The sequence below is a fragment of the Micromonospora halotolerans genome (assembly GCF_032108445.1).
GTDB lineage: Bacteria > Actinomycetota > Actinomycetes > Mycobacteriales > Micromonosporaceae > Micromonospora > Micromonospora halotolerans.
In genome coordinates this window covers 362,997-381,648 of sequence record NZ_CP134876.1, presented here as the reverse complement: position 1 = coordinate 381,648, position 18,652 = coordinate 362,997, and the positions used below count along the sequence as shown (strand labels likewise).

The 18,652-nt window shown below is 75.0% G+C and carries 14 protein-coding genes and 1 riboswitch; of the genes, 7 read left to right on the top strand and 7 right to left on the bottom strand.

Annotated elements, in window-relative coordinates:
- Positions 1 to 8 precede the first annotated feature (8 nt).
- From RMN56_RS01745 to RMN56_RS01730, 4 genes are all read right to left on the bottom strand, one after another.
- Complete coding sequence (locus tag RMN56_RS01745; protein WP_313722082.1) at positions 9 to 1,586, bottom strand: HAD-IIIA family hydrolase; 1,578 nt, start codon at positions 1,584 to 1,586, stop codon at positions 9 to 11.
- Between the two features lie 35 nt (positions 1,587 to 1,621).
- Positions 1,622 to 2,656, bottom strand: coding sequence for a glycosyltransferase family 2 protein (locus RMN56_RS01740; RefSeq protein WP_313722081.1), 1,035 nt, complete (start codon positions 2,654 to 2,656; stop codon positions 1,622 to 1,624).
- Positions 2,653 to 4,308: a carbamoyltransferase family protein gene (locus RMN56_RS01735; protein WP_313722080.1), complete on the bottom strand. Its 1,656-nt coding sequence runs from the start codon at positions 4,306 to 4,308 to the stop codon at positions 2,653 to 2,655. Before RMN56_RS01735 ends, RMN56_RS01740 begins: the two co-directional genes overlap by 4 nt.
- 166 nt (positions 4,309 to 4,474) lie before the next feature.
- Positions 4,475 to 5,683, bottom strand: coding sequence for a globin domain-containing protein (locus RMN56_RS01730; protein WP_313722079.1), 1,209 nt, complete (start codon positions 5,681 to 5,683; stop codon positions 4,475 to 4,477).
- A 161-nt stretch (positions 5,684 to 5,844) separates the two neighbouring features.
- Between RMN56_RS01730 and RMN56_RS01725 the strand changes: the two genes are divergently transcribed.
- Positions 5,845 to 6,282 (top strand): RrF2 family transcriptional regulator, encoded by a 438-nt coding sequence (locus RMN56_RS01725; RefSeq protein ID WP_313722078.1) that lies wholly within the window; start codon positions 5,845 to 5,847, stop codon positions 6,280 to 6,282.
- On the top strand, positions 6,282 to 6,914 hold the full coding sequence (locus tag RMN56_RS01720; RefSeq protein WP_313722077.1) for a class I SAM-dependent methyltransferase: 633 nt from the start codon (positions 6,282 to 6,284) through the stop codon (positions 6,912 to 6,914). The genes RMN56_RS01725 and RMN56_RS01720 overlap by 1 nt, the downstream gene beginning before the upstream one ends.
- Before the next feature lie 48 nt (positions 6,915 to 6,962).
- On the opposite strand, the gene RMN56_RS01715 is transcribed toward RMN56_RS01720, so the two are convergent.
- Complete coding sequence (locus RMN56_RS01715; RefSeq protein WP_313722076.1) at positions 6,963 to 8,219, bottom strand: SGNH/GDSL hydrolase family protein; 1,257 nt, start codon at positions 8,217 to 8,219, stop codon at positions 6,963 to 6,965.
- A 326-nt stretch (positions 8,220 to 8,545) separates the two neighbouring features.
- Between RMN56_RS01715 and RMN56_RS01710 the strand changes: the two genes are divergently transcribed.
- Entirely contained in the window at positions 8,546 to 10,603 is a 2,058-nt protein-coding gene (locus tag RMN56_RS01710; protein ID WP_376787264.1) for a DNA gyrase/topoisomerase IV subunit B, read from the top strand.
- 31 nt (positions 10,604 to 10,634) lie between these two features.
- Positions 10,635 to 13,124: a DNA gyrase/topoisomerase IV subunit A gene (locus RMN56_RS01705; RefSeq protein ID WP_313722074.1), complete on the top strand. Its 2,490-nt coding sequence runs from the start codon at positions 10,635 to 10,637 to the stop codon at positions 13,122 to 13,124.
- Between the two features lie 60 nt (positions 13,125 to 13,184).
- On the opposite strand, the gene RMN56_RS01700 is transcribed toward RMN56_RS01705, so the two are convergent.
- Both RMN56_RS01700 and RMN56_RS01695 read right to left on the bottom strand, forming a co-directional pair.
- Entirely contained in the window at positions 13,185 to 14,525 is a 1,341-nt protein-coding gene (locus RMN56_RS01700; protein WP_313722072.1) for a uracil-xanthine permease family protein, read from the bottom strand.
- 94 nt (positions 14,526 to 14,619) lie between these two features.
- A complete protein-coding gene (locus RMN56_RS01695) occupies positions 14,620 to 15,258 on the bottom strand; it encodes an alpha-ketoglutarate-dependent dioxygenase AlkB (RefSeq protein ID WP_313722070.1) in 639 nt (212 codons plus the stop codon).
- Positions 15,259 to 15,347: 89 nt separating this feature from the next.
- Here RMN56_RS01695 and RMN56_RS01690 point away from each other — a divergent pair, with 89 nt between their 5' ends.
- The 3 genes from RMN56_RS01690 to RMN56_RS01680 all read left to right on the top strand — a co-directional run bounded on the left by RMN56_RS01690 (position 15,348) and on the right by RMN56_RS01680 (position 18,012).
- Positions 15,348 to 16,517: an acyltransferase family protein gene (locus tag RMN56_RS01690; RefSeq protein ID WP_313722069.1), complete on the top strand. Its 1,170-nt coding sequence runs from the start codon at positions 15,348 to 15,350 to the stop codon at positions 16,515 to 16,517.
- Positions 16,518 to 16,650: 133 nt separating this feature from the next.
- Entirely contained in the window at positions 16,651 to 17,052 is a 402-nt protein-coding gene (locus tag RMN56_RS01685) for a hypothetical protein (protein WP_313722068.1), read from the top strand.
- A gap of 162 nt (positions 17,053 to 17,214) precedes the next feature.
- The gene (locus tag RMN56_RS01680; RefSeq protein WP_313722067.1) at positions 17,215 to 18,012 is read left to right on the top strand and encodes a hypothetical protein; all 798 of its coding nucleotides are present in this window, start codon (positions 17,215 to 17,217) and stop codon (positions 18,010 to 18,012) included.
- A gap of 374 nt (positions 18,013 to 18,386) precedes the next feature.
- Positions 18,387 to 18,528, top strand: a riboswitch (cyclic di-AMP (ydaO/yuaA leader).
- Positions 18,529 to 18,652 lie beyond the last annotated feature (124 nt).

Below are 18,652 nucleotides of genomic sequence, written 5' to 3'. Positions count from 1 at the left end.
CGGTGGGTTCAGCCGGGGACGAGCCGGCGGACGGCGGCGACCACCCGGGCCGGGTCGAGGCTGTTCAGGCAGGGGTGTCCGGCGACCGGGCAGACGGCGGCCCGGGTGTCCCGGCAGGCCGCCCCGGCGTCGCCGAGCCGGACGGTGGGCACCCGGTAGGGCCCCCACTGTCCGAACGGGACGGTCGGGGCGAAGAGGCTGACCACCGGGGTGCCGAGGGCGGCGGCCAGGTGGGCCGGTCCGGTGTTGCCCACGACGAGGCAGCGGGCCCCGGCGAGGATCCGGGCGAGCCCGGCCAGGTCGGTGGCGCCACCGAGGTCGGTGCCGCCGGCCGCGGCGACGTGGGCCGTCAACTCGCGTTCGCCGGGCCCGCCGGTGACCAGCACCCGGTGCCCGTCGGCCGCGAGGGCGGCCACGATCTCGGCGCAGCGGTCGGGCGGGCAGGCCCGGGCGGGCGCCGACGAGCCGGGGTGCACCACCAGGTAGTCGCCGGCGGGCAGGTCGACGGCCGGCGCGGGCAGGTCGGCGCGGAGCCGCAGCCCCGGTTCGTCGTCGGGGGGCAGCGCGAAGCCGGCCGCGGCGGCCAGTGACAGGGCCCGCTCCGGTTCGGGCACTCCGACCGGCACCCGGTGCCGGACGTCGAGCAGGGACCCGGGGTAGTCGTCGCTGATGGCGCTGATCCGGGGGACGCCGGCCATCCGCAGCAGCAGGGCGAGGGGGAGCGGTGACTGGTGGAACGAGGTGAAGACGACCGCCTCGTCGGCCCGCACCGCGGCCAGCCGGCCGGTGAGCCGGCGCATGTCGTCGGGGTCGACCGGCCCGGGGGAGCCGTCGATCCAGGGCAGCGGCCACTCGATGATCTCGTCGACGCCGGGCAGCAGTTCCGCCGCTGCCCGGCCGCGTGGCCCGCAGAGCAGCACCACCCGTTCCGCCCCGGCCGCCACGGCGCGGATGCCGGGGCCGGTGACCAGCACGTCGCCGGCCGAGTCGCTGCGCACCACCAGCACCGTGCCGGCCCGCCCGGCGCGCGGCGCCTCCGGTCGTACCGCCCGGTCCCGGCGCAGGATCTCGGCCACCGCGCCGGGCAGGTCCCGGGCGACGGCCGGCGCCTCGGCGACCTCCTCGGGGCGGGTGACCGGGGTGGGCACGAGGATTCCGGTGGCGCCGGCGGCCAGCGCGGCGGCCATGTCGCGGCCGATGTCGCCGACCAGCACGCACCGCCGGGACGTGGTGCCCAGCGCCCGGGCCGCCTCGTGCACGAGTCCGGGGGCCGGCTTGCGGCAGGCGCAGCCGTCGGTGTCGTCGTGCGGGCAGATCGCCCAGTGGTCGAAGGCGCCGAGCAGCTCCTCGATCCGGGCGTGCACGGCGTGCATCTGCCGCTCGGTGAAGTGTCCCCGGGCCAGCCCGGACTGGTTGGTCACCACGGCCAGCCGGAGCCCGGCCGCGCGCAGCCGGTCCAGCGCCGCCCGGGCACCGGGCAGCGGCCGCACCTTCTCCGGGTCGCCGTTGTAGGGCACGTCCTCGACCAGCGTGCCGTCCCGGTCGAGCAGCACCGCGTCGTAGAGGGCGGGACCGGCCGGATTCATGGCCGGACAATTGCCCTGGGGCAAGGAACTAAACATCACCGTCGCGCCCCGGGATCGCGCGCGGTGACCAGCGCCCCGGCGGGGACGGCGCGGGCGCGCCACCAGCCCCGTACAAAATGGACGACCGCGAGCGGCGGGATGAGCGCGCTGGTCACCAGCATCGTGGCGACCTCGTCGGGGGTGCGCGGGCCGGGGGCGACGCGGGCCCGGGTGAACTCGGCGGTGCCGGCCGCCCAGACCAGCGCGGCGAGCCCGCCGGCCACGCCGACCGCCCGCCGGGCGCGGACGGCACGCGGGGGAGCGGCCCGCAGCGCCGCGGCGGCCAGCGCCACGGCGCCGGCCGCGGCGACCGCCACGTGCCGGGGCCGCCGCCCCGGCGGCAGGTCGAGGTCGGCCCGCCAGCCCGGGCCGTACAGCCGGCGCAGCAGCGCGTCGTCGGCGTTGCCGCGCTGGGTGCGCAGGCTGACCCAGCGGCTCTCCGGGCGGACCGGGTGGGTCACCCGGCGCCGCCCGCGGACCAGGTCCCAGCCGGCGCGGCGGACCCGGTGGGCCAGCTCGGCGTCCTCCCGGTAGGCGCGCGGGAAGCGTTCGTCGAACCCGCCGACGGCGGCCAGAGCCCTCCGGCGGTAGGCCATGTCCGCCGTGATCCACCGCCCCTCGGCCAGGCCGGCGGTGCCGCGTTCCCAGTCGGTGGGGCGCCGGTGCGCAGGCAGCGGCACCTCCACCACGCCCTGCACACCGCCGACCCGGCCGGCCACCGCGAGGTCGGCGCGCAGCCGCCGGGCCCAGTCCGGCGCCGGCACCACGTCGTCGTCGAGGAAGACCACCCACTCGCCGCGGGCGGCCCGCCAGCCCAGGTTGCGGGCGGCCGCCGGGCCCGCGCCGCGCCCGGTCAGCACCTTCGTGTACGCGGCCAGCGCCCCCGGCACCGCCAGTTCCCCGGTGTCGTCGCGCCGGTCGTCCACCAGCAGCACCTCGACCCCGGGCAGCTCGTCGAGCTGGCCGGCGAGGGCGTCCAGCAGAGTGGCCAGGCTCGGCCGCCCCAGCGTGGGCACGACCACACTGATCACCGGGCACCACCGCCCAGGGCGCGGCGGTGCACCGCGAACGGGCCGACGGCGAGCAGGTCCACCGGGGCGGAGCCGAACAGCTCCATGGCCTCGCGCGGGGTGTCCACCATGGGCCGTCCGGCGGTGTTGAGCGAGGTGTTCACCACGACCGGCAGCCGGGTGCGCCGCTCGAACTCGGCCAGCAGCTCGGCCACCAGCGGCTCGGTCTCCGGGTGCACGGTCTGCACCCGGGCGGTCCCGTCGACGTGGGTGACCGCCGGGATCCGGTCCCGCCACTCCGGCTTCACCCGGTGCACGAACAGCATGTACGGGCTGGGGTAGACCCCGTCGAACAGGTCCGCGAAGCGTTCCGCGCGGACCATCGGGGCGATCGGCCGGAACTGCTCCCGGCCCTTGACGTCGTTCATCCGCCGGGTGGTGTCCGGGTCGCCGGGGTGCGCCAGCAGCGACCGGTGGCCGAGCGCCCGCGGGCCGTACTCGCTGCGCCCCTGGTACCAGGCCACGATGCCGTTGTCGGCGAGCACCCGGGCGGCCTCGGCGGCGATCGACGCCGGCCGGGTGTACGGCAGCGCGGCCCGCCGCAGCTCCGCCTCCAGCTCCTCGTCCGACCAGCCCCGGCCCAGGTCCGCGCCCGCCATCGGGGTGGACCGGTCGCCCAGCTCGCCGGCCACGTGCAGCGCCGCGCCGAGCGCCGTGCCCGCGTCGCCGGCCGCCGGCTGCACCCAGACGTCCCGGTACGGCCCCTCGGCGGCGAGCCGGGCGTTGGCCACGCAGTTCAGCGCCACGCCGCCGGCCATGGCCAGGGTGCGGGCCCCGCCGGAGGCGTCGTACAGCCAGCGGGACAGGTCCAGGATGACCTCCTCCAGCCGCGCCTGGACGCTGGCGGCCAGGTCGGCGTGCTCCTCGGTCAGCTCGCCGCCGGCGGCGACCGTCTTGGCCAGGCCGGCCCAGTCGATCCGCTCGACCTGGAAGCCGCCGTCGTCGGTGACCCGGACCAGGTCGCGGAGCAGGCCCAGGTGCTTCGGCCGGCCGTAGGAGGCCAGCGCCATGACCTTGTACTCGTCGCTGGAGTGCAGGAAGCCCAGGTGCCGGGTGAGGTCCTCGTAGAGCAGGCCGAGCGAGTGGGGGAGCTGCTGGGAGTACAGCGGCGACAGCCGGCCGTCGCGGTAGACGCCGGCCAGGTGGCTGGCCACCTCGCCGCGGCCGTCGAGCACCAGCACCGCGGTGTCGTCCCCGGCCGGCGGGGCGGCCAGGCCGGCGGAGGCGGCGTGCGCGACGTGGTGCGGCACGAACCGCACCCGGTCCGGGTCGAGGCCGGGCAGGGCGGCGGCGAGGAACTGCGGGGCCCGCCGGGCGTAGTCGACCCGCAGCCAGTCCCACGGGTCGCTGAGGCCCAGCTCGGCCGCGTCCCGGCAGAGGCCGGGGTCGAACGAGTACGCCACCGCGTCGAGGCTGTCCACGTCGATCCCGGCGCTGGCCAGGCACCACGCGGCGGACAGTTCGGGCAGCTCCCAGGCGGAGAAGGGGACCGGGCGTTTGCCGTGCTTGCGCCGGCTGAACCGCTCCTCCTCGGCGGCGGCCACCACCCGGCCGTCGACCACCAGGGCGGCCGCGGGGTCATGGAAGATGGCGTTGATTCCAAGGACGCGCATGAGTGGTCCCTACCCCGGCGACCACGACCTAACCTGTAGATCATCGACTTCTCCCGAGAAGTCGAATCTCCGTTGTGGACGCCCCTGCACGGGACCAAAGCCGCTGGTCGGCGCGGCGGTAAGCGGCGAAGCCGGGCAAAGCGGCGCCCGGCCCCTCCCGCGGGCCTCAGCGCAGCATGCCCGGCCCGAACACCTCGTACGCGATCCGCTCGGCCGGCACCCCCCGGCGCAGCAGGCCGCCCCGGACCAGGGCCATGAACGGCACCGGCCCGCACAGGTGCACGTACGCGCCGGGGGCGAGCGGGACCAGCGCCGGGTCGACGAGCCCCTCGGTGATCTCCGCCTTCACCCCGGCCAGGTCGCCGCCGGCGGTGTCCTCGTACCAGAGGTGGACGGCGAGGTTCGGCAGCCGCTCCTGGAGCGCCGGCAGTTCGTGGCGCAGCGCGTGCGCGGCGCCGGTCCGGTCGGCGTGCACGAGCGTCACCGGCCGGTCGGGTTCGGTGGCCGCCAGGTAGGCGAGTGCCGACATGGCCGGGGTCAGCCCGATGCCGGCGCTGACCAGCAGCAGCGGCTGGCCGTCGCCGAGCGCGCTGACCTCACCGAACGGCGGGCTGAGCCGGAGCGTGTCGCCGACGGCGACCCGCTCGTGCAGGAAACCGGAGACGATGCCGTCGGGCGTGCCGGCGGTGCCGCGTACCCGCTTCACCGTGATCCGCCAGTGGTCGGCGCCGGGCCGGCCGGAGAGGCTGTACTGCCGGATCTGCTGGCCGCGACCGCCGTCCAGGTCGACCGCCACCGAGGTGTACCGGCCGGCGGTGAAGCCGGGCACCCGCCCGCCGTCGGCGGGGACCAGGGTGAACGACACCACGTCCGGGGTCTCCGCGGTCTTCGCCGTGACCCGCCACTCGCGCCACACCGAGCCGTTCTCCGGCACCCCGGCCTCGGTGTAGAGGCGCGCCTCCCGGGCGATCAGCTCGCAGGCCAGCAGCCAGTACACCTCGTCCCAGGCGGCCGCGACCTCCGGGGTGACCGCCTCGCCGAGCACCTCGGCCACGGCGGCCATCAGGTGCCGGCCGACGATGGTGTACTGGGTGGCGGTGATCCCGAGGGAGACGTGCTTGTGCGCGATCCGGTCCAGGACCGGCCCCCACGGCACCGCGCTGCCCCCGGTCAGGTGCTCGGCGTACGCGACCACGGCGTCGGCGAGCGCCGCCTTCTGCGTGCCGGTGGCCTGGTTGCTGCGGTTGAAGATGTTCAGCAGCTCCGGGTGGGCGGCGAACATCCGCTGGTAGAACCGGCCGGTGATCGTCTCGCCGTGTGCCTGCACGGCGGGCAGCGTCGCCGTCACCACGGCTGCGGAGGATTCCGAGAGCACGACTACTCCTTCGGGCGTCGAACGGGTTGATCACCACTGAACAGGAATGGCAGATGCCTCTTCAGGGCCGAAGGTCCCGAGAGCCGCGTGGCCGGCGTCACTGCCGCGAACGGGCTGGTCGGCCCGTGTCGCGGCGTGCACACCCTGGCTAGGGTCGAGGCGTGAAGCTCAACCGGTCGACCGACATGGCCCTGCGGATCGCCATGCTGACCGCCGCGTCCCCGGCCCGGACCACCGTGGACGAACTCGCCACCCAGCTCGCGCTGCCGCGCAGCCACGTGGCCAAGGTGGTGCAGCGCCTGCAGCGGCTCGGCGTGCTGGTGACCACCCGGGGCCGCTCCGGCGGGGTGGCCTTCGCCGAGCCCGCCGGGGAGCTGACCGTGGGCCACGTGGTACGGGCCTTCGAGGGCGGCGACGAGGTGGTCAACTGTGAGCAGCCGGCGTGCCCGCTGGTCGCCGGCTGCCGGCTGCGGGGCGAACTGCGCCGCGCCCAGGCCGCCTTCCTCGCCGTGCTCGACGGGGTACGCCTCGGCGACCTGGTCGACGGCGCGGCCGGCCCGCTGCTGCTCACCCTCGGCGTTCCGGTGGTTCACACCTGATGGCGGTCTCGCATCCGATCTTCGCCCGGGTCTTCGCCCGCGCCAGCGTCGCCATGGACCGGGCCGGCGCCGCCGCGCACCGGCGGCGCCTGGTCGCCGGGCTGCGCGGCCGGGTCGTCGAGGTGGGCGCCGGCAACGGGCGGAACCTCCCGCACTATGCGCCGCCGGTGACCGGAGTGCTCGCCGTGGAGCCCGAGCCGCGGCTGCGCGCCCTCGTCCGGGCCGCCGCGCCCGACGCCCGCGTGCCGGTGACCGTGGCCGCCGGCCTGGCCGAGGCCCTGCCGGTCGCCGACGCGAGCGCCGACGCGGTGGTGCTGTCGCTGGTGCTCTGCTCGGTGCCGGACCAGGCGGTGGCGCTGCGCGAGGCGCGCCGGGTGCTCCGCCCGGGCGGACAGCTCCGCTTCTACGAGCACGTCGTGGCGGAGACCCCCGGGCTGCGCCGGGCCCAGCGCTTCGCCGACGCCACGCTCTGGCCGCTGTGCTGCGCCGGCTGCCACACCGGACGGGACACCGTGGCGGCGATCAAGGCCGCCGGCTTCACCGTGGTCGAGCTGGACCGGTTCCGTTTCCCGCCGAGCGGAATGCCGGGGCCGGCGTCGCCGCACGTGCTCGGCGCGGCCGTCCGCCCCTGACCCACCGCGAGGCGCCCCCGGGCCGGGACGCCTCGCGGTCGTGGCCGGTCAGCCCACCGTGATCGTGCCGTCCGGGGCGCGGACGCAGGAGACCGCCCGGGAGCCCGTCGTGGCGGCGCCGGCCAGGCAGCGGCCGAGCACCCGGTGGCCGGCGGCGCTCGGGTGCCACGACTCCTGGCAGGTCTGGAAGTAGGTGCCGCAGGCGTTCGCGATCCGCTGGATGTCGAGCTTGTCGTAACCGGAGAGGCTGGTCACGAAGACGCCGGTCGGGCCGTCCATGAGCCGGATCGGGGTGGCCAGCGCGTTGCCGGGGCTGCCCGCCGACTCGCAGAGCCGGGCGCCGTCGAAGGCGCGCTGCACGTTGAGGTAGACCAGGTCGTCCTGCGGGAACTCGGCGGCCAGGGTGCTCCGGACCGAGCTGACCAGGGTGCCGAGACCCTGCGAGAAGCGCTGGCCCGGGGCGAGACTGCCGCGGTGGATCGGGCAGCCGGCCGCGTACCGCTCGGCGCCGAGGGCGCGGAACTTGTCCCGGGTGTCGTCCCGGTCGTCCTCGCTCCAGTAGCCCGGGGCCAGCTCGGCGGGGAGCGGGTTGGTGTAGTCCTGGAGCACCACTCGGTGCTGGCCGTCGGCGTCGATCTGGTCGAGCGTGGTGAGGAGTTGCCGGACCGCCGTGGTGGTCTCCGCGGTCGCGGCGGCGAACTGGGCGGCGGTGGCCAGGTCGGCGTCCGTGCAGGGCTCCTGCTCGACCGGCCCGCCGAGGTACGCCCAGAACTCCCACCAGCCGGTCCAGGCGTCGGCGATGAACCGGTTGGCGCACTTCTCCGCCACGCTGCCGAAGGTGAACGAGCTGTTGTTCGAGCCGAGGCCCACCAGCACCAGGTCGATGTCGTGGGTGCGTGCCACCGCCCGGAGCTGGTCGAGCTGGGCGCCGACCTGCCGGCCCTTGGTCCGGCTCGCCGAGGCGGCCGCGATGTCGTAGGGCTGCCCGCCCGAGCAGGCCAGGTTGAACCGGGCGGCGATGCCCGGCAGGTCGGCCTGGAACAGCGAGGCGTTGGGCGAGCGGTGGCAGAAGTAGGCGTTGCTGTTCGGCGCCGACCAGCCGGGGAAGCCCTGGGCCACCCCGTTGACGTCGACGACCGGCGCGTACGCCCCGGCGCCCTCGCCGCTGATGAAGCTGTCGCCCAGCGCCACGGCGGCGGTGGGCAGGGCGGCCGCGGCGGGCCCGGCGGGCGCCACGGCGGCCGGCAGCGCCACCGCGGCCACGGCCAACGCCGCCGCGAGCGCGGCACGACGGAACAGGGACATGGGCCGACCCCCTCACACATCGAAATGTGAAAGATCCTCTGAGGAGGCGATCAGATCACGGCCGTGTGACGCACGTCAATGGATGGACATCCCGGGTGTTCGCTCCCGCGGCGCCCGGCGGGAAGACACCGGCGGGGCACGTCGTTGTCCTGCACGGACGCCTCCTCGCCCCCGCGGCGCCGGCCGACCGCGCCGCACCGCACCGGGTGCCGCGGGTCTGTCGGAGTGCCGGGCTAGGCTCGCTCCGGCGCGCCGCGCCCGGCGATCGACGTGGGGGATCGCACGGTGAACGGCACGACACCGCCGAGACCTGGGAGTACGACCAGTTGACCGCACAGCCTGAGACCCTGTACGGGGCCGACGACCTGACGCACCTGGAGGGCCTCGACGCCGTCCGGAAGCGCCCCGGCATGTACATCGGCTCGACCGACAGCCGTGGCGTGGGTCACCTCGTCAACGAGATCCTCGACAACTCGACCGACGAGGGTGTCGCGGGTCACGCCACGAAGGTCGACGTCATCCTGCACGCCGACGGCTCGGTGCGGGTCGACGACGACGGCCGCGGCATCCCGACCGACGTGCACGCCAAGTCCGGGATCTCGGGCGTCGAGCTGGTGCTGACCCGGCTGCACGCGGGCGGCAAGTTCGGCGGGTCCGGCTACAAGACCTCGGGCGGCCTGCACGGTGTGGGCGCCTCGGCCGTGAACGCGCTCTCCCGGCGGTTCGACGTCACGGTCCGCCGCGGCGGCAAGATCCACTCGATGTCGTTCCGGCACGGCGTACCCGGGATCTTCGACGGCGACGGCCCGGAGGCGCCGTTCACGCCCGGCCCCGGTCTGCAGATCGTCGGCGCCATGAAGCGCGGCCAGCGCACCGGCACCTCCATCCGCTGGTGGCACGACCCGCGCTACTTCGAGACCGGCGCGGCGCTGGACACCGAGGCGGTCCGGCTCAAGCTGCGCAACACCGCCTTCCTCGTCCCCGGCGTGGCCTACCGGCTGCGCGACGAGACCGGCGAGAAGGCCGTCGAGGAGAACTTCCACTTCCCCAACGGCCTCACCGACATGGTGGACTACCTTGCCCCGGCCGGCGACCGCCCGGTCTCCGGCACTCTGCTGGTCACCGGCGAGGGGACCTACCGGGAGAACGCCGCCGACGCCAACGGCGTCATGCAGTCCAACGTGCAGCGCCGGGCCGAGATCGAGGTGGCTTTCCGCTGGGGCACCGGCTACGAGCGCACCGTCGAGTGCTTCACCAACACGATCCGCAACGCCCACGGCGGCACCCACCGCAAGGGCTTCGAGCGGGCCCTGGCGCGCACCCTGGCCGAGGCCGCCCGCACGACCCGCGGCCTGCTCAAGCCCAAGGAGGACGCGCCCACCCTGGACGACGTCCTGGAGGGCATGACCGCGGTGGTCCACGTGCGGATCCCGGAGCCGCAGTTCACCTCGCAGACCAAGGACGAGCTGTCCACCGCGGGCATCACCAAGGTGCTCCAGGGGCTGGTCGAGGCGCACCTCAAGGCCTGGCTGGAGGACCGGCGGACCAAGGCCGAGGCCCGCACGGTGCTGCAGAAGATCGTCGACGCGGCCCGGGTCCGGCTCACCCAGAAGCAGCAGAAGGACGCCGCCCGGCGCAAGACCGCCCTGGAGGGCGCGTCGATGCCGGCCAAGCTGGTCGACTGCCGGGCCACCGGGGTGGACCGCAGCGAGCTGTTCATCGTGGAGGGTGACAGCGCCCTGGGCACCAGCCGGATGGCCCGCTCCTCGGAATACCAGGCCCTGCTGCCGATCCGCGGCAAGATCCTCAACGTGCAGAAGGCCAACCTCCAGCAGGTGCTGGACAACGCCGAGTGCGCGGCGATCGTGCAGGTGCTCGGCGCCGGCTCGGGGCGCACCTTCGACCTCACCGCGCTGCGCTACGGCCGGGTGCTCATCATGGCCGACGCGGACGTGGACGGGGCGCACATCCGGACCCTGCTCATCACGCTCTTCGCCCGCTACATGCGACCGCTCATCGAGGCGGGCCGGCTCTACGCGGCCATGCCGCCCCTGCACAAGATCACCACCAAGGGGCGCAACCCGCAGACGGTCTACACCTACACCCAGGCCGAGATGGAGGCGACGGTCCGCAAGCTGGAGAAGGCCGGCAAGCAGATCGTGACCCCCATCCCGCGGTTCAAGGGTCTCGGTGAGATGGACGCCGACGAGCTGTGGGAGACGACCATGAACCCGGCAACGCGGGCGGTCCGCCGCATCACCCTCGACGACGTCGAGGCCGCCGAGCGGATCCTCGAACTGCTCATGGGAGAGAAGGTCGAGCCCCGCCGCAACTGGCTCATCGACTCGGCCGACCGGGTCGACCGCGACGCCATCGACGCCTGACCACCGGGTTCTTCGAAGGGAAAGCTGAACCATGGCACGCCGCAAGGACGACCGCGCCAAGGCGGACCTCTCCGCCTTCGACCAGGCCGGCGCCCGGGTCTTCGACAACCCGCTGGTCACCGAGGTGTCGGACTCCTACCTGGAATACGCCTTCTCGGTCATCCACTCCCGGGCCCTGCCCGACGCCCGGGACGGGCTCAAGCCGGTGCACCGGCGCATCCTCTGGTCCATGTACGAGCAGGGCCACCGCCCCGACCGGGGGCACGTGAAGTCGGCCCGGATCGTCGGCGACGTCATGGGCAAGTACCACCCGCACGGCGACACGGCGATCTACGACGCGATGGTCCGGCTCGCCCAGGACTTCTCGCTCAACGTGCCGCTGATCGACGGGCACGGCAACTTCGGCTCGCCCGACGACGGCCCGGCCGCCGCCCGCTACACCGAGGCGCGCATGTCCCGCGAGGCCATGCTGCTGGTCGGCGAGCTGGGCGAGGACACCGTCGACGTCGAGCCCAACTACGACGGCTCGCTGACCCAGCCCACCGTGCTGCCGGCGGCCTTCCCGAACCTGCTGGTCAACGGCGCGTCCGGGATCGCGGTCGGCATGGCCACCAACATGATCCCGCACAACCTGGCCGAGGTCGTCCACGCCGCCCGCTGGCTGATCAACCACCCGGACGCCACGCTCGACAAGCTCATGGAGTTCGTCCCCGGCCCCGACCTGCCCACCGGCGGGCTGCTGCTCGGCCTCGACGAGGTGCGCCGGGCCTACGAGACCGGGCGCGGCGTGGTGCGGATGCGGGCCCGGGTGCAGACCGGCCCGCTGGAGGGCAGCCGGGGCCGGCAGGCCATCACGGTCACCGAGCTGCCCTACGGGGTGGGCGCCGAGAAGGTCATCGCCGCCATCACCAACGAGGTCAACAAGACCAAGCGGTTGACCGGCATCGCCGACGTCAAGGACCTCACCGACCGGGAGAACGGCACCCGGCTGGTCATCGAGTGCAAGGTCGGCGTCAACCCGCAGGCACTGCTGGCCGATCTCTGGCGGCTCACCCCGCTGGAGCAGTCCTTCGGCGTGAACAACCTGGTCCTGGTCGACGGCCAGCCGCAGACCCTGGGGCTCAAGCAGCTGCTGGAGGTGTTCCTCGCCCACCGCTACGAGGTGGTCACCCGGCGCAGCGCGTACCGCAAGCGCAAGCGCGAGGAGCGGCTGCACCTGGTCGACGGCCTGCTGATCGCCCTGCTCGACATCGACAAGGTGGTCAAGCTGATCCGGGCCAGCGAGGACGCCCAGGCCGCCAAGGACGGCCTCATGCAGAAGTTCAAGCTCTCCGAGATCCAGGCCACCTACATCCTGGACACCCCGCTGCGCCGGCTCACGAAGTACGACCGGCTGGAGCTGGAGGCCGAGCAGGAGAAGCTGCGCGGCGAGATCGCCGAGCTGTCGAAGATCCTCGACGACCCGAAGGTGCTGCGGAAGCTGGTCTCCGACGAGCTGGCCGCCGTGATCAAGCAGTTCGGCGCCGACCGCCGCACCACCCTGGTCGACGGCGACCTCAAGGAGGTCCTGGCGGCCTCCGTGCCGGCCGGGCCGCTGGAGGTCGCCGACGATCCCTGCCAGGTCATCCTCTCCGCCACCGGGCTGGTCGCCCGCACGGCGGCCGAGTCGGAGGAGGCCGCCGAGGCGCGCCGGCGCAGCGGCCGGGTCAAGCACGACGCGGTACGCGCCGTGGTGCACTCGACCGCCCGCGGCCGGGTGCTCCTGGTGACCAGCGCCGGGCGGGCCTTCAAGATCGACGTGCTCCCGCTGCCGGTGCTGCCGGAGCAGTCCGGCACGGTGTCGCTGCGCGGCGGCATGTCCGCCGCCGAGCTGGTGCCGCTGGAGCAGGGTGAGACGGTCGTCGGGCTGGCCCCGCTCGGCCCGCCCGCCGAGGGCTCGCCCGGCCTGGCGCTCGGCACCCGCCACGGCGTGGTGAAGGTCTGCGCGCCCGAGTGGCCGGTCCGCTCGGACGAGTTCGAGGTGATCTCGCTGCGCGACGGCGACGAGGTGGTCGGGGCGACCTGGCTCACCGACGGGGCGGAGACCCTGGCGTTCGTCTCCTCGGAGGCGTCGCTGCTGCGCTTCGCGGCGTCGGTGGTCCGGCCGCAGGGCATCAAGGGCGGCGGCATGGCCGGCATCAACCTGCCGGCCGGGGCGCGGGTGGTCTTCTTCGGCGCGATCCGCACCGACGACCCGGGCCACGGGGAGCCGATGGTGGTCACCTCGACCGGCGCCACGGTCAAGGTGACGCCCTTCAAGGCGTACCCGGCGAAGGGCCGGGCGACCGGCGGCGTGCGCGCCCAGCGGTTGCTCAAGGGTGAGCTGGACCTGGCCGTGGCCTGGATCGGCCCGCGCCCGGTCGGCGCCACCGCCACCGGCGACCCGGTCGAGCTGCCCCCGGCCGACCCCCGCCGCGACGGCTCCGGCTTCGCGGTGATGCTCGGCCCCACGGTGGTCGGCCACCAGATCGACCGCGACTGACCCCACGGAGGAAGGGGCCGCGGCTGCCGCCGCGGCCCCTTCCCACATCCGGGGGTGCGGTCAGAGTTCCGGTTCGGGGCCTTGGCGGGTCGTGGGGGTCGTGCCGCGGAGGTGGGCGATCAGGCGCATGCCGTGGTAGATCACCAGGGCGGCGGCGGTGCCCAGGGCGATGCCGTTGAACGAGAGGTCGCCGGCGGTCAGGGTGTAGTTGGCGGCGCCGACGATCACGGCGACCGCGGCCGTCATGAGGTTGACCGGGTCGTGGAAGTCCACCCGGTTCTCGATCCAGATGCGGGCGCCCAGCACGGCGATCAGGCCGTACAGGGCCGTGGTGGCGCCGCCCAGCACCCCGGCCGGCACAGTGAGGATCAGCGCGCCGAACTTCGGGCAGAGCCCGAGCAGCACCGCCGCGAACCCGGCCACCCAGTACGCCGCCGTCGAGTAGACCCGGGTCGCCGCCATCACGCCGATGTTCTCCGCGTACGTGGTGGTGCCGGAGCCGCCCCCGGAGCCGGCCAGCACGGTGGCGACGCCGTCGCCGAGGAACGCCCGCCCCATGTCCCGGTCCAGGTTCCGCCCGGTCATCGCGGCGACCGCCTTGACGTGCCCCGCGTTCTCCGCGATCAGCACCAGGATCACCGGGATGACCAGCACCACGGCGCGTAGGCCGAAGCTCGGGGCGTGGAACTGCGGCAGGCCCACCCAGGCGGCCTCCTTCAGCGTGGTGACCGCCGTCGGGTCGAGCTGGCCGAGCAGCGCGGCCAGCACCCAGCCGACCACGACGCCGAGCAGGATCGACAGCCGGGCCAGGAAGCCGCGGAAGAGCACCGTGGCGACCAGGATGGCGACCAGGGTGATCACCGCGATCAGCGGCTGCGCCTTGACGCCGGTGCCGCTGCCGCCGCCGTCCCAGGCCACGGGGGCCAGATTGAGCCCGATGAGGGCCACGATGGCGCCGGTCACCACCGGCGGCATGAGGGCGTCGATCCAGCGCGCCCCGGCCAGTTGCACCACCACGCCGACCAGCGCCAGCGCGACGCCGGCCACCACGATGCCGCCCAGCGCCGCGCCGATGCCGCCGTCGGTCTTCGCGGCCAGCACCGGGGCGATGAAGGCGAACGACGACCCCAGGTACGAGGGCAGCCGGTTGCCGGTGATCAGCAGGAACAGCAGCGTGCCCAGCCCGGAGAAGAACAGCGTGGTGGCCGGTGGGAAGCCGGTGATCAGCGGCACCGTGAAGGTGGCGCCGAACATGGCGACCACGTGCTGCACGCCGACTCCGACGGTGCGCGGCCAGGACAGCCGCTCGCCGGGGTGGACCACGTCGCCGGGGGTCACGGAGCGGCCGTCGCCGTGCCGGGTCCAGGGGGACCAGCGGGAGGTGGTGGGGGACTGGGTCATGGCAGCCCTTCGCGTCGTCAGGTGACGGGGGCGTGATCGACCCTGAGAGTTGTTTCTAGCACGGCGCCGGTCCGGGCCCGGGGCCGGCTCGGCGTCAGGCCACGCCGGCCGGGCGGAACTGGACGCTGACCCGGGGGCCGACCGGCCGGGCGGTCTTCGGGATGGCGTGCTCCCAGGTGCGCTGGCAGGAACCGCCCATCACCACGAGGTCGCCGTGGCCGAGCGGGAAGCGCAGGCTGGTCCCCCCTCCGCCGCGGGGGCGCAGCAGCAGCGGCCGGGGCGACCCGAACGAGACGATGGCCACCAGGGTGTCGGTGTGCGCGGAGCGGCCCAGGGTGTCGCCGTGCCAGGCCACGCTGTCCCGGCCGTCCCGGTAGAGGCACATCCCGGCCGTCACGAACGGCTCGCCCAGCTCGGCCGCGTAGTGCCGGGTGAGCGTGTCGCGCGCCGTGGTGAGCACCGGATGCGGCAGTCGCCGGCCGGCGGCGTACCAGCAGAGCAGGCGGGGGACGTCGATTTCGGCGTCGTACATGGTGCGGCGCTCGGCCCGCCACGGCACCTCGTGCAGCAGCGTGTCGAGCACCGCGTCGGAGCCCGCCACCCAGCCGGGCAGGTGGTCGACCCAGGCGCCCCGGCTCAGCTCGTGCCGGCGCACCCGGCCGGCGAGCGGGCCCAGGGTGGGACCCTGGGCGGCGAAGTCGAGCATCGAGGGCTGGTACGCGATGTCGGACACGCGGCCGATCCTACCCTGCTCTCGAACAGGCGTACGAGGACCGGCGGCGCTCGGGGTCGCGACCTCGGGCGCCCGGTAGGGTGCCCGGCGTGACGAGTGCCCCGGCCGCCCCCCGCGCCACCCGCCTGCCGTCGCTGACCGGGCTGCGCTGGATCGCCGCCCTGCTGGTCTTCGCCTTCCACGTCGGCACCATGGGGATCGTCGCCCAGCCCGACCTGAAGGCCTTCGTGGGCACGGCGTTCGGCCTCGGCCTCTCCGGGGTGGAGTTCTTCTTCATCCTCAGTGGATTCGTGCTGGTCTGGTCGTACCGCGACGGCGAGGCCCGCCGCACCTTCCTGCGCCGGCGGCTCGCCAAGATCTACCCGAACCACCTGGTGACCTTCGTGGTGGCGCTGGCCGTCGCGCTCTGGTTCGCCGACCCGGTCGCCCCGTGGGCCGCGGTCGGCAACCTTTTCCTGCTGCAGGCCTGGATCCCCCTGGACGGCTACTTCTACAGCGTCAACAACGTGAGCTGGTCGCTCTCCTGCGAGCTGGCCTTCTACCTCTGCCTGCCGCTGGTGCTGCCGTGGCTGCGCCGGGCCCGGACCGGCGCGCTGTGGGCGGTCGTGGTCGCCGTGCCGCTGCTCATCCTGGCCCTCTGGCCCGCGCAGCAGCTGGTGCCGGAGGAGAGCCGCTGGTGGTTCACCCAGATCTTCCCGGTCACCCGCTCCTTCGAGTTCTGGCTGGGGGTGGCGGCCGCCGAGCTGCTGCGCCGAGGCCGCTGGCGCGGCCCCAACCTGACCGTGGCCAGCCTGCTCTTCGTGGCCACCTGGGTGGTGGCCGCGCTGTGGATCCGCGCCGAGTTCTGGGCGGCCCTGCTCGCGGCGGCCTACCTGCTGGTCATCACGGCGGCGGCGGACGCCGACGTGCGGGGCCGGCCCACGCCGTGGCGGTCCCGCGCGATGGTCTGGCTCGGCGAGGTCTCCTTTGCCTTCTACCTGGTCCACGTGCTGGTCATGAGGACCGTGCTGCGGCTCACCGGCGACTGGGGCACGGGCCTGGGCGGCTGGTCGGGCCCGCTCGCGGTGCTCGCCTTCCTGCTGGTCAACCTCCTGCTCGCCGCCGCCCTGCACCGGTGGGTGGAGATGCCCCTGATGCGCCGCCTCGGCCCGCCGCGCCGGGCCCGCCGGGCGCCGGCGCCGCGGATCCCCGCGCCGCGCGCGGCCCCCGGCACCCCGACCAGACCCGTCGAGTACGCCGGACGGCGCGACCCGGGCTGAGCCGGGCACGTCCGCCGGCCCGGTTCTCGCACCCGCCGCCTGTCCACCGTGGCCGGTGCCGAGTGCCCGGTGCGGCACCGCGACACGCCCGCGCGACGGTGCGATGTGGCGTCATCGGCGGTAGTTTGTACCCGTGCTGCCGATCGCGCTCACCTGTCCCGTGTGGTGGGTGGCGCGCTGGACCGCCCGGACGCTGGCCACGCTGGCCGTGCTCGTCGCCTGCTCGTTCGGCGCGGCCACGTTGCCGCTCGGCGGGCCCGCGACCGCACCGGTGGCGGCCACCGTGGTGGCCTCCGCCGAGGGTCTGTCCCTGCGCGCCGACGCCGCCGGGCAGCTCCGGGCCGCAGCCGACCCCGCCACCCCCGGCACCGGGCAGGACGTCCGGGGCCAAGCCGTCGACGCGCCGGCCCTGCCGGCGGGTCAGCCCCGGCCGGCGGCGACGCCCGGGGCCGTGACCCGCGCGGCGGACCGGTCGCTCGCCCTCGCCGGGCTGGTCCCGGCCACCGTCGGCTCCCGGGCGCCGCCCGCCCGCTGACCCCGCCCGCGGGCCGACGGCCCGCGCCCGCCGCACGCACCGAACCTCACCCCCGCACCCGCCCGCCGGGCGGCCCGGCGGCACCCGTTGCCGCCGCGCCCGCCGCCCTGCGCGGTCGTGCGGACACCTCTCCACCACGTTCTCTCCCGTGAGGTGCCGACCATGCCGCAGACCGTTCTCTACCATTTCCTCACCGAGGTGCCCGAGGCCGCCGCCATCTGGTCGGCCCTGCTCCTGCTCGCCCTCGGCCTGCTCGCCGTGCTGGTCGCCCGCCCGGAGCGGGACGGCGCTTCCGATCCGGCCCCCGACCCGGCCGTGGAGGCGGCCGCCCGCCGGGCCGACCTGCGCCGCTACGCCGACGAGGTGGCGGTGGCCGCCGCCGGCGCCGCGCAGACCGCCCGGCGGCGCCGGGAGCAGTGGCTCACCGCCCAGGACGAGGCCGACCGGGCCTGGCGGGCGTACGACGAGGCCGAGGCCGCCGCCCGCCGCCTGGCCCCCGCGGCGGCCCTGCCCGCGCCGCACACCCCGCGCACCCCGGCCGAGTACGCGGCCCGGGAGCGCTGGCTGCACCACGCGGCGATGACCGCGCACTGGCGGGGCGACCTGAGCGCGCGGCAGCTCGCCGACGTGCTGGCCCACCGCAACGGGTGGGACCCGCGCCGGCACCCGGCCGAGCAGGAGATCGTCCTGGCCCGAGCGGTACGCGAGAGCCGCCGGGCGGCCTGGGCGGCGGCCGCGGAGCGGGAGCGGCGGGCCTGGCGGGACGCCGAGCTGGCGGCCGAGGCGGCGCGGACCCTGTCCGCCGAGTCCTACGCGGCGGCCACCGCGCTCCGTCCCGGCCGTGCCGAGGACCCGGTCGCGGCGGTGGAGGGCCGTGACGACGCGGCGACGACCCGGCTCCCGGTCCCGGTGCCGGCCGCGGTGCCCGGCGCCCGCTGGCGCCCCGCCCGTGCCGGCTGACCCGGACCCACTCGCGAGGACACCGCCCGGGACGGCGGCACGCCGGGCCCGACCGGTGCCGCCCCGGGCGGAGCGACGTCGACCGAATTGTTATCCGAAATGTGGTGAGCCCGATCACGGGCATCCCGGAAACGGTCATCGAGGACAGAGCGGCCGATCGACGACCGCAATTCCGCGCCGGTCGCCACCGAATGTCCGCTTTCCGCCGTGCGGTGCCGCCGTAACTGCTCGTCCCATTGAGTGAAGTGAGTGACGACTGCTCCGGTATCCGTAGTCGTGCACGAGGTTTACGCAGGTGGGAGCGCTTGGCAGCAGGAGTGCCCACCGGTAGTGTCGGCGCGTCCGGAGCGGTTTCCGATCGCAAGAGGCGACGCCGCGCCGACCCGCCTAATCGTGCTCACACGAACCGGGGACCCACAGCAACACCGGGGTGAATCCGCGGGCCACGGCTCGCGGTAGGGCGTACTTCCCGCCCGAATCCGTCAGCTAACCCGGTCGGCGGTCACGGAAGGAGTGCCATTCCTCGTGCTCACCACCCCCCGCTCGTCCCCCCGCCTCCACGGCATCGTGGTGCCGGCGCTCGCCTGACGGCGACCTGACCCGGCCACCCCCCGACCGCCCGGCCCCCGGGCGCTCCCCT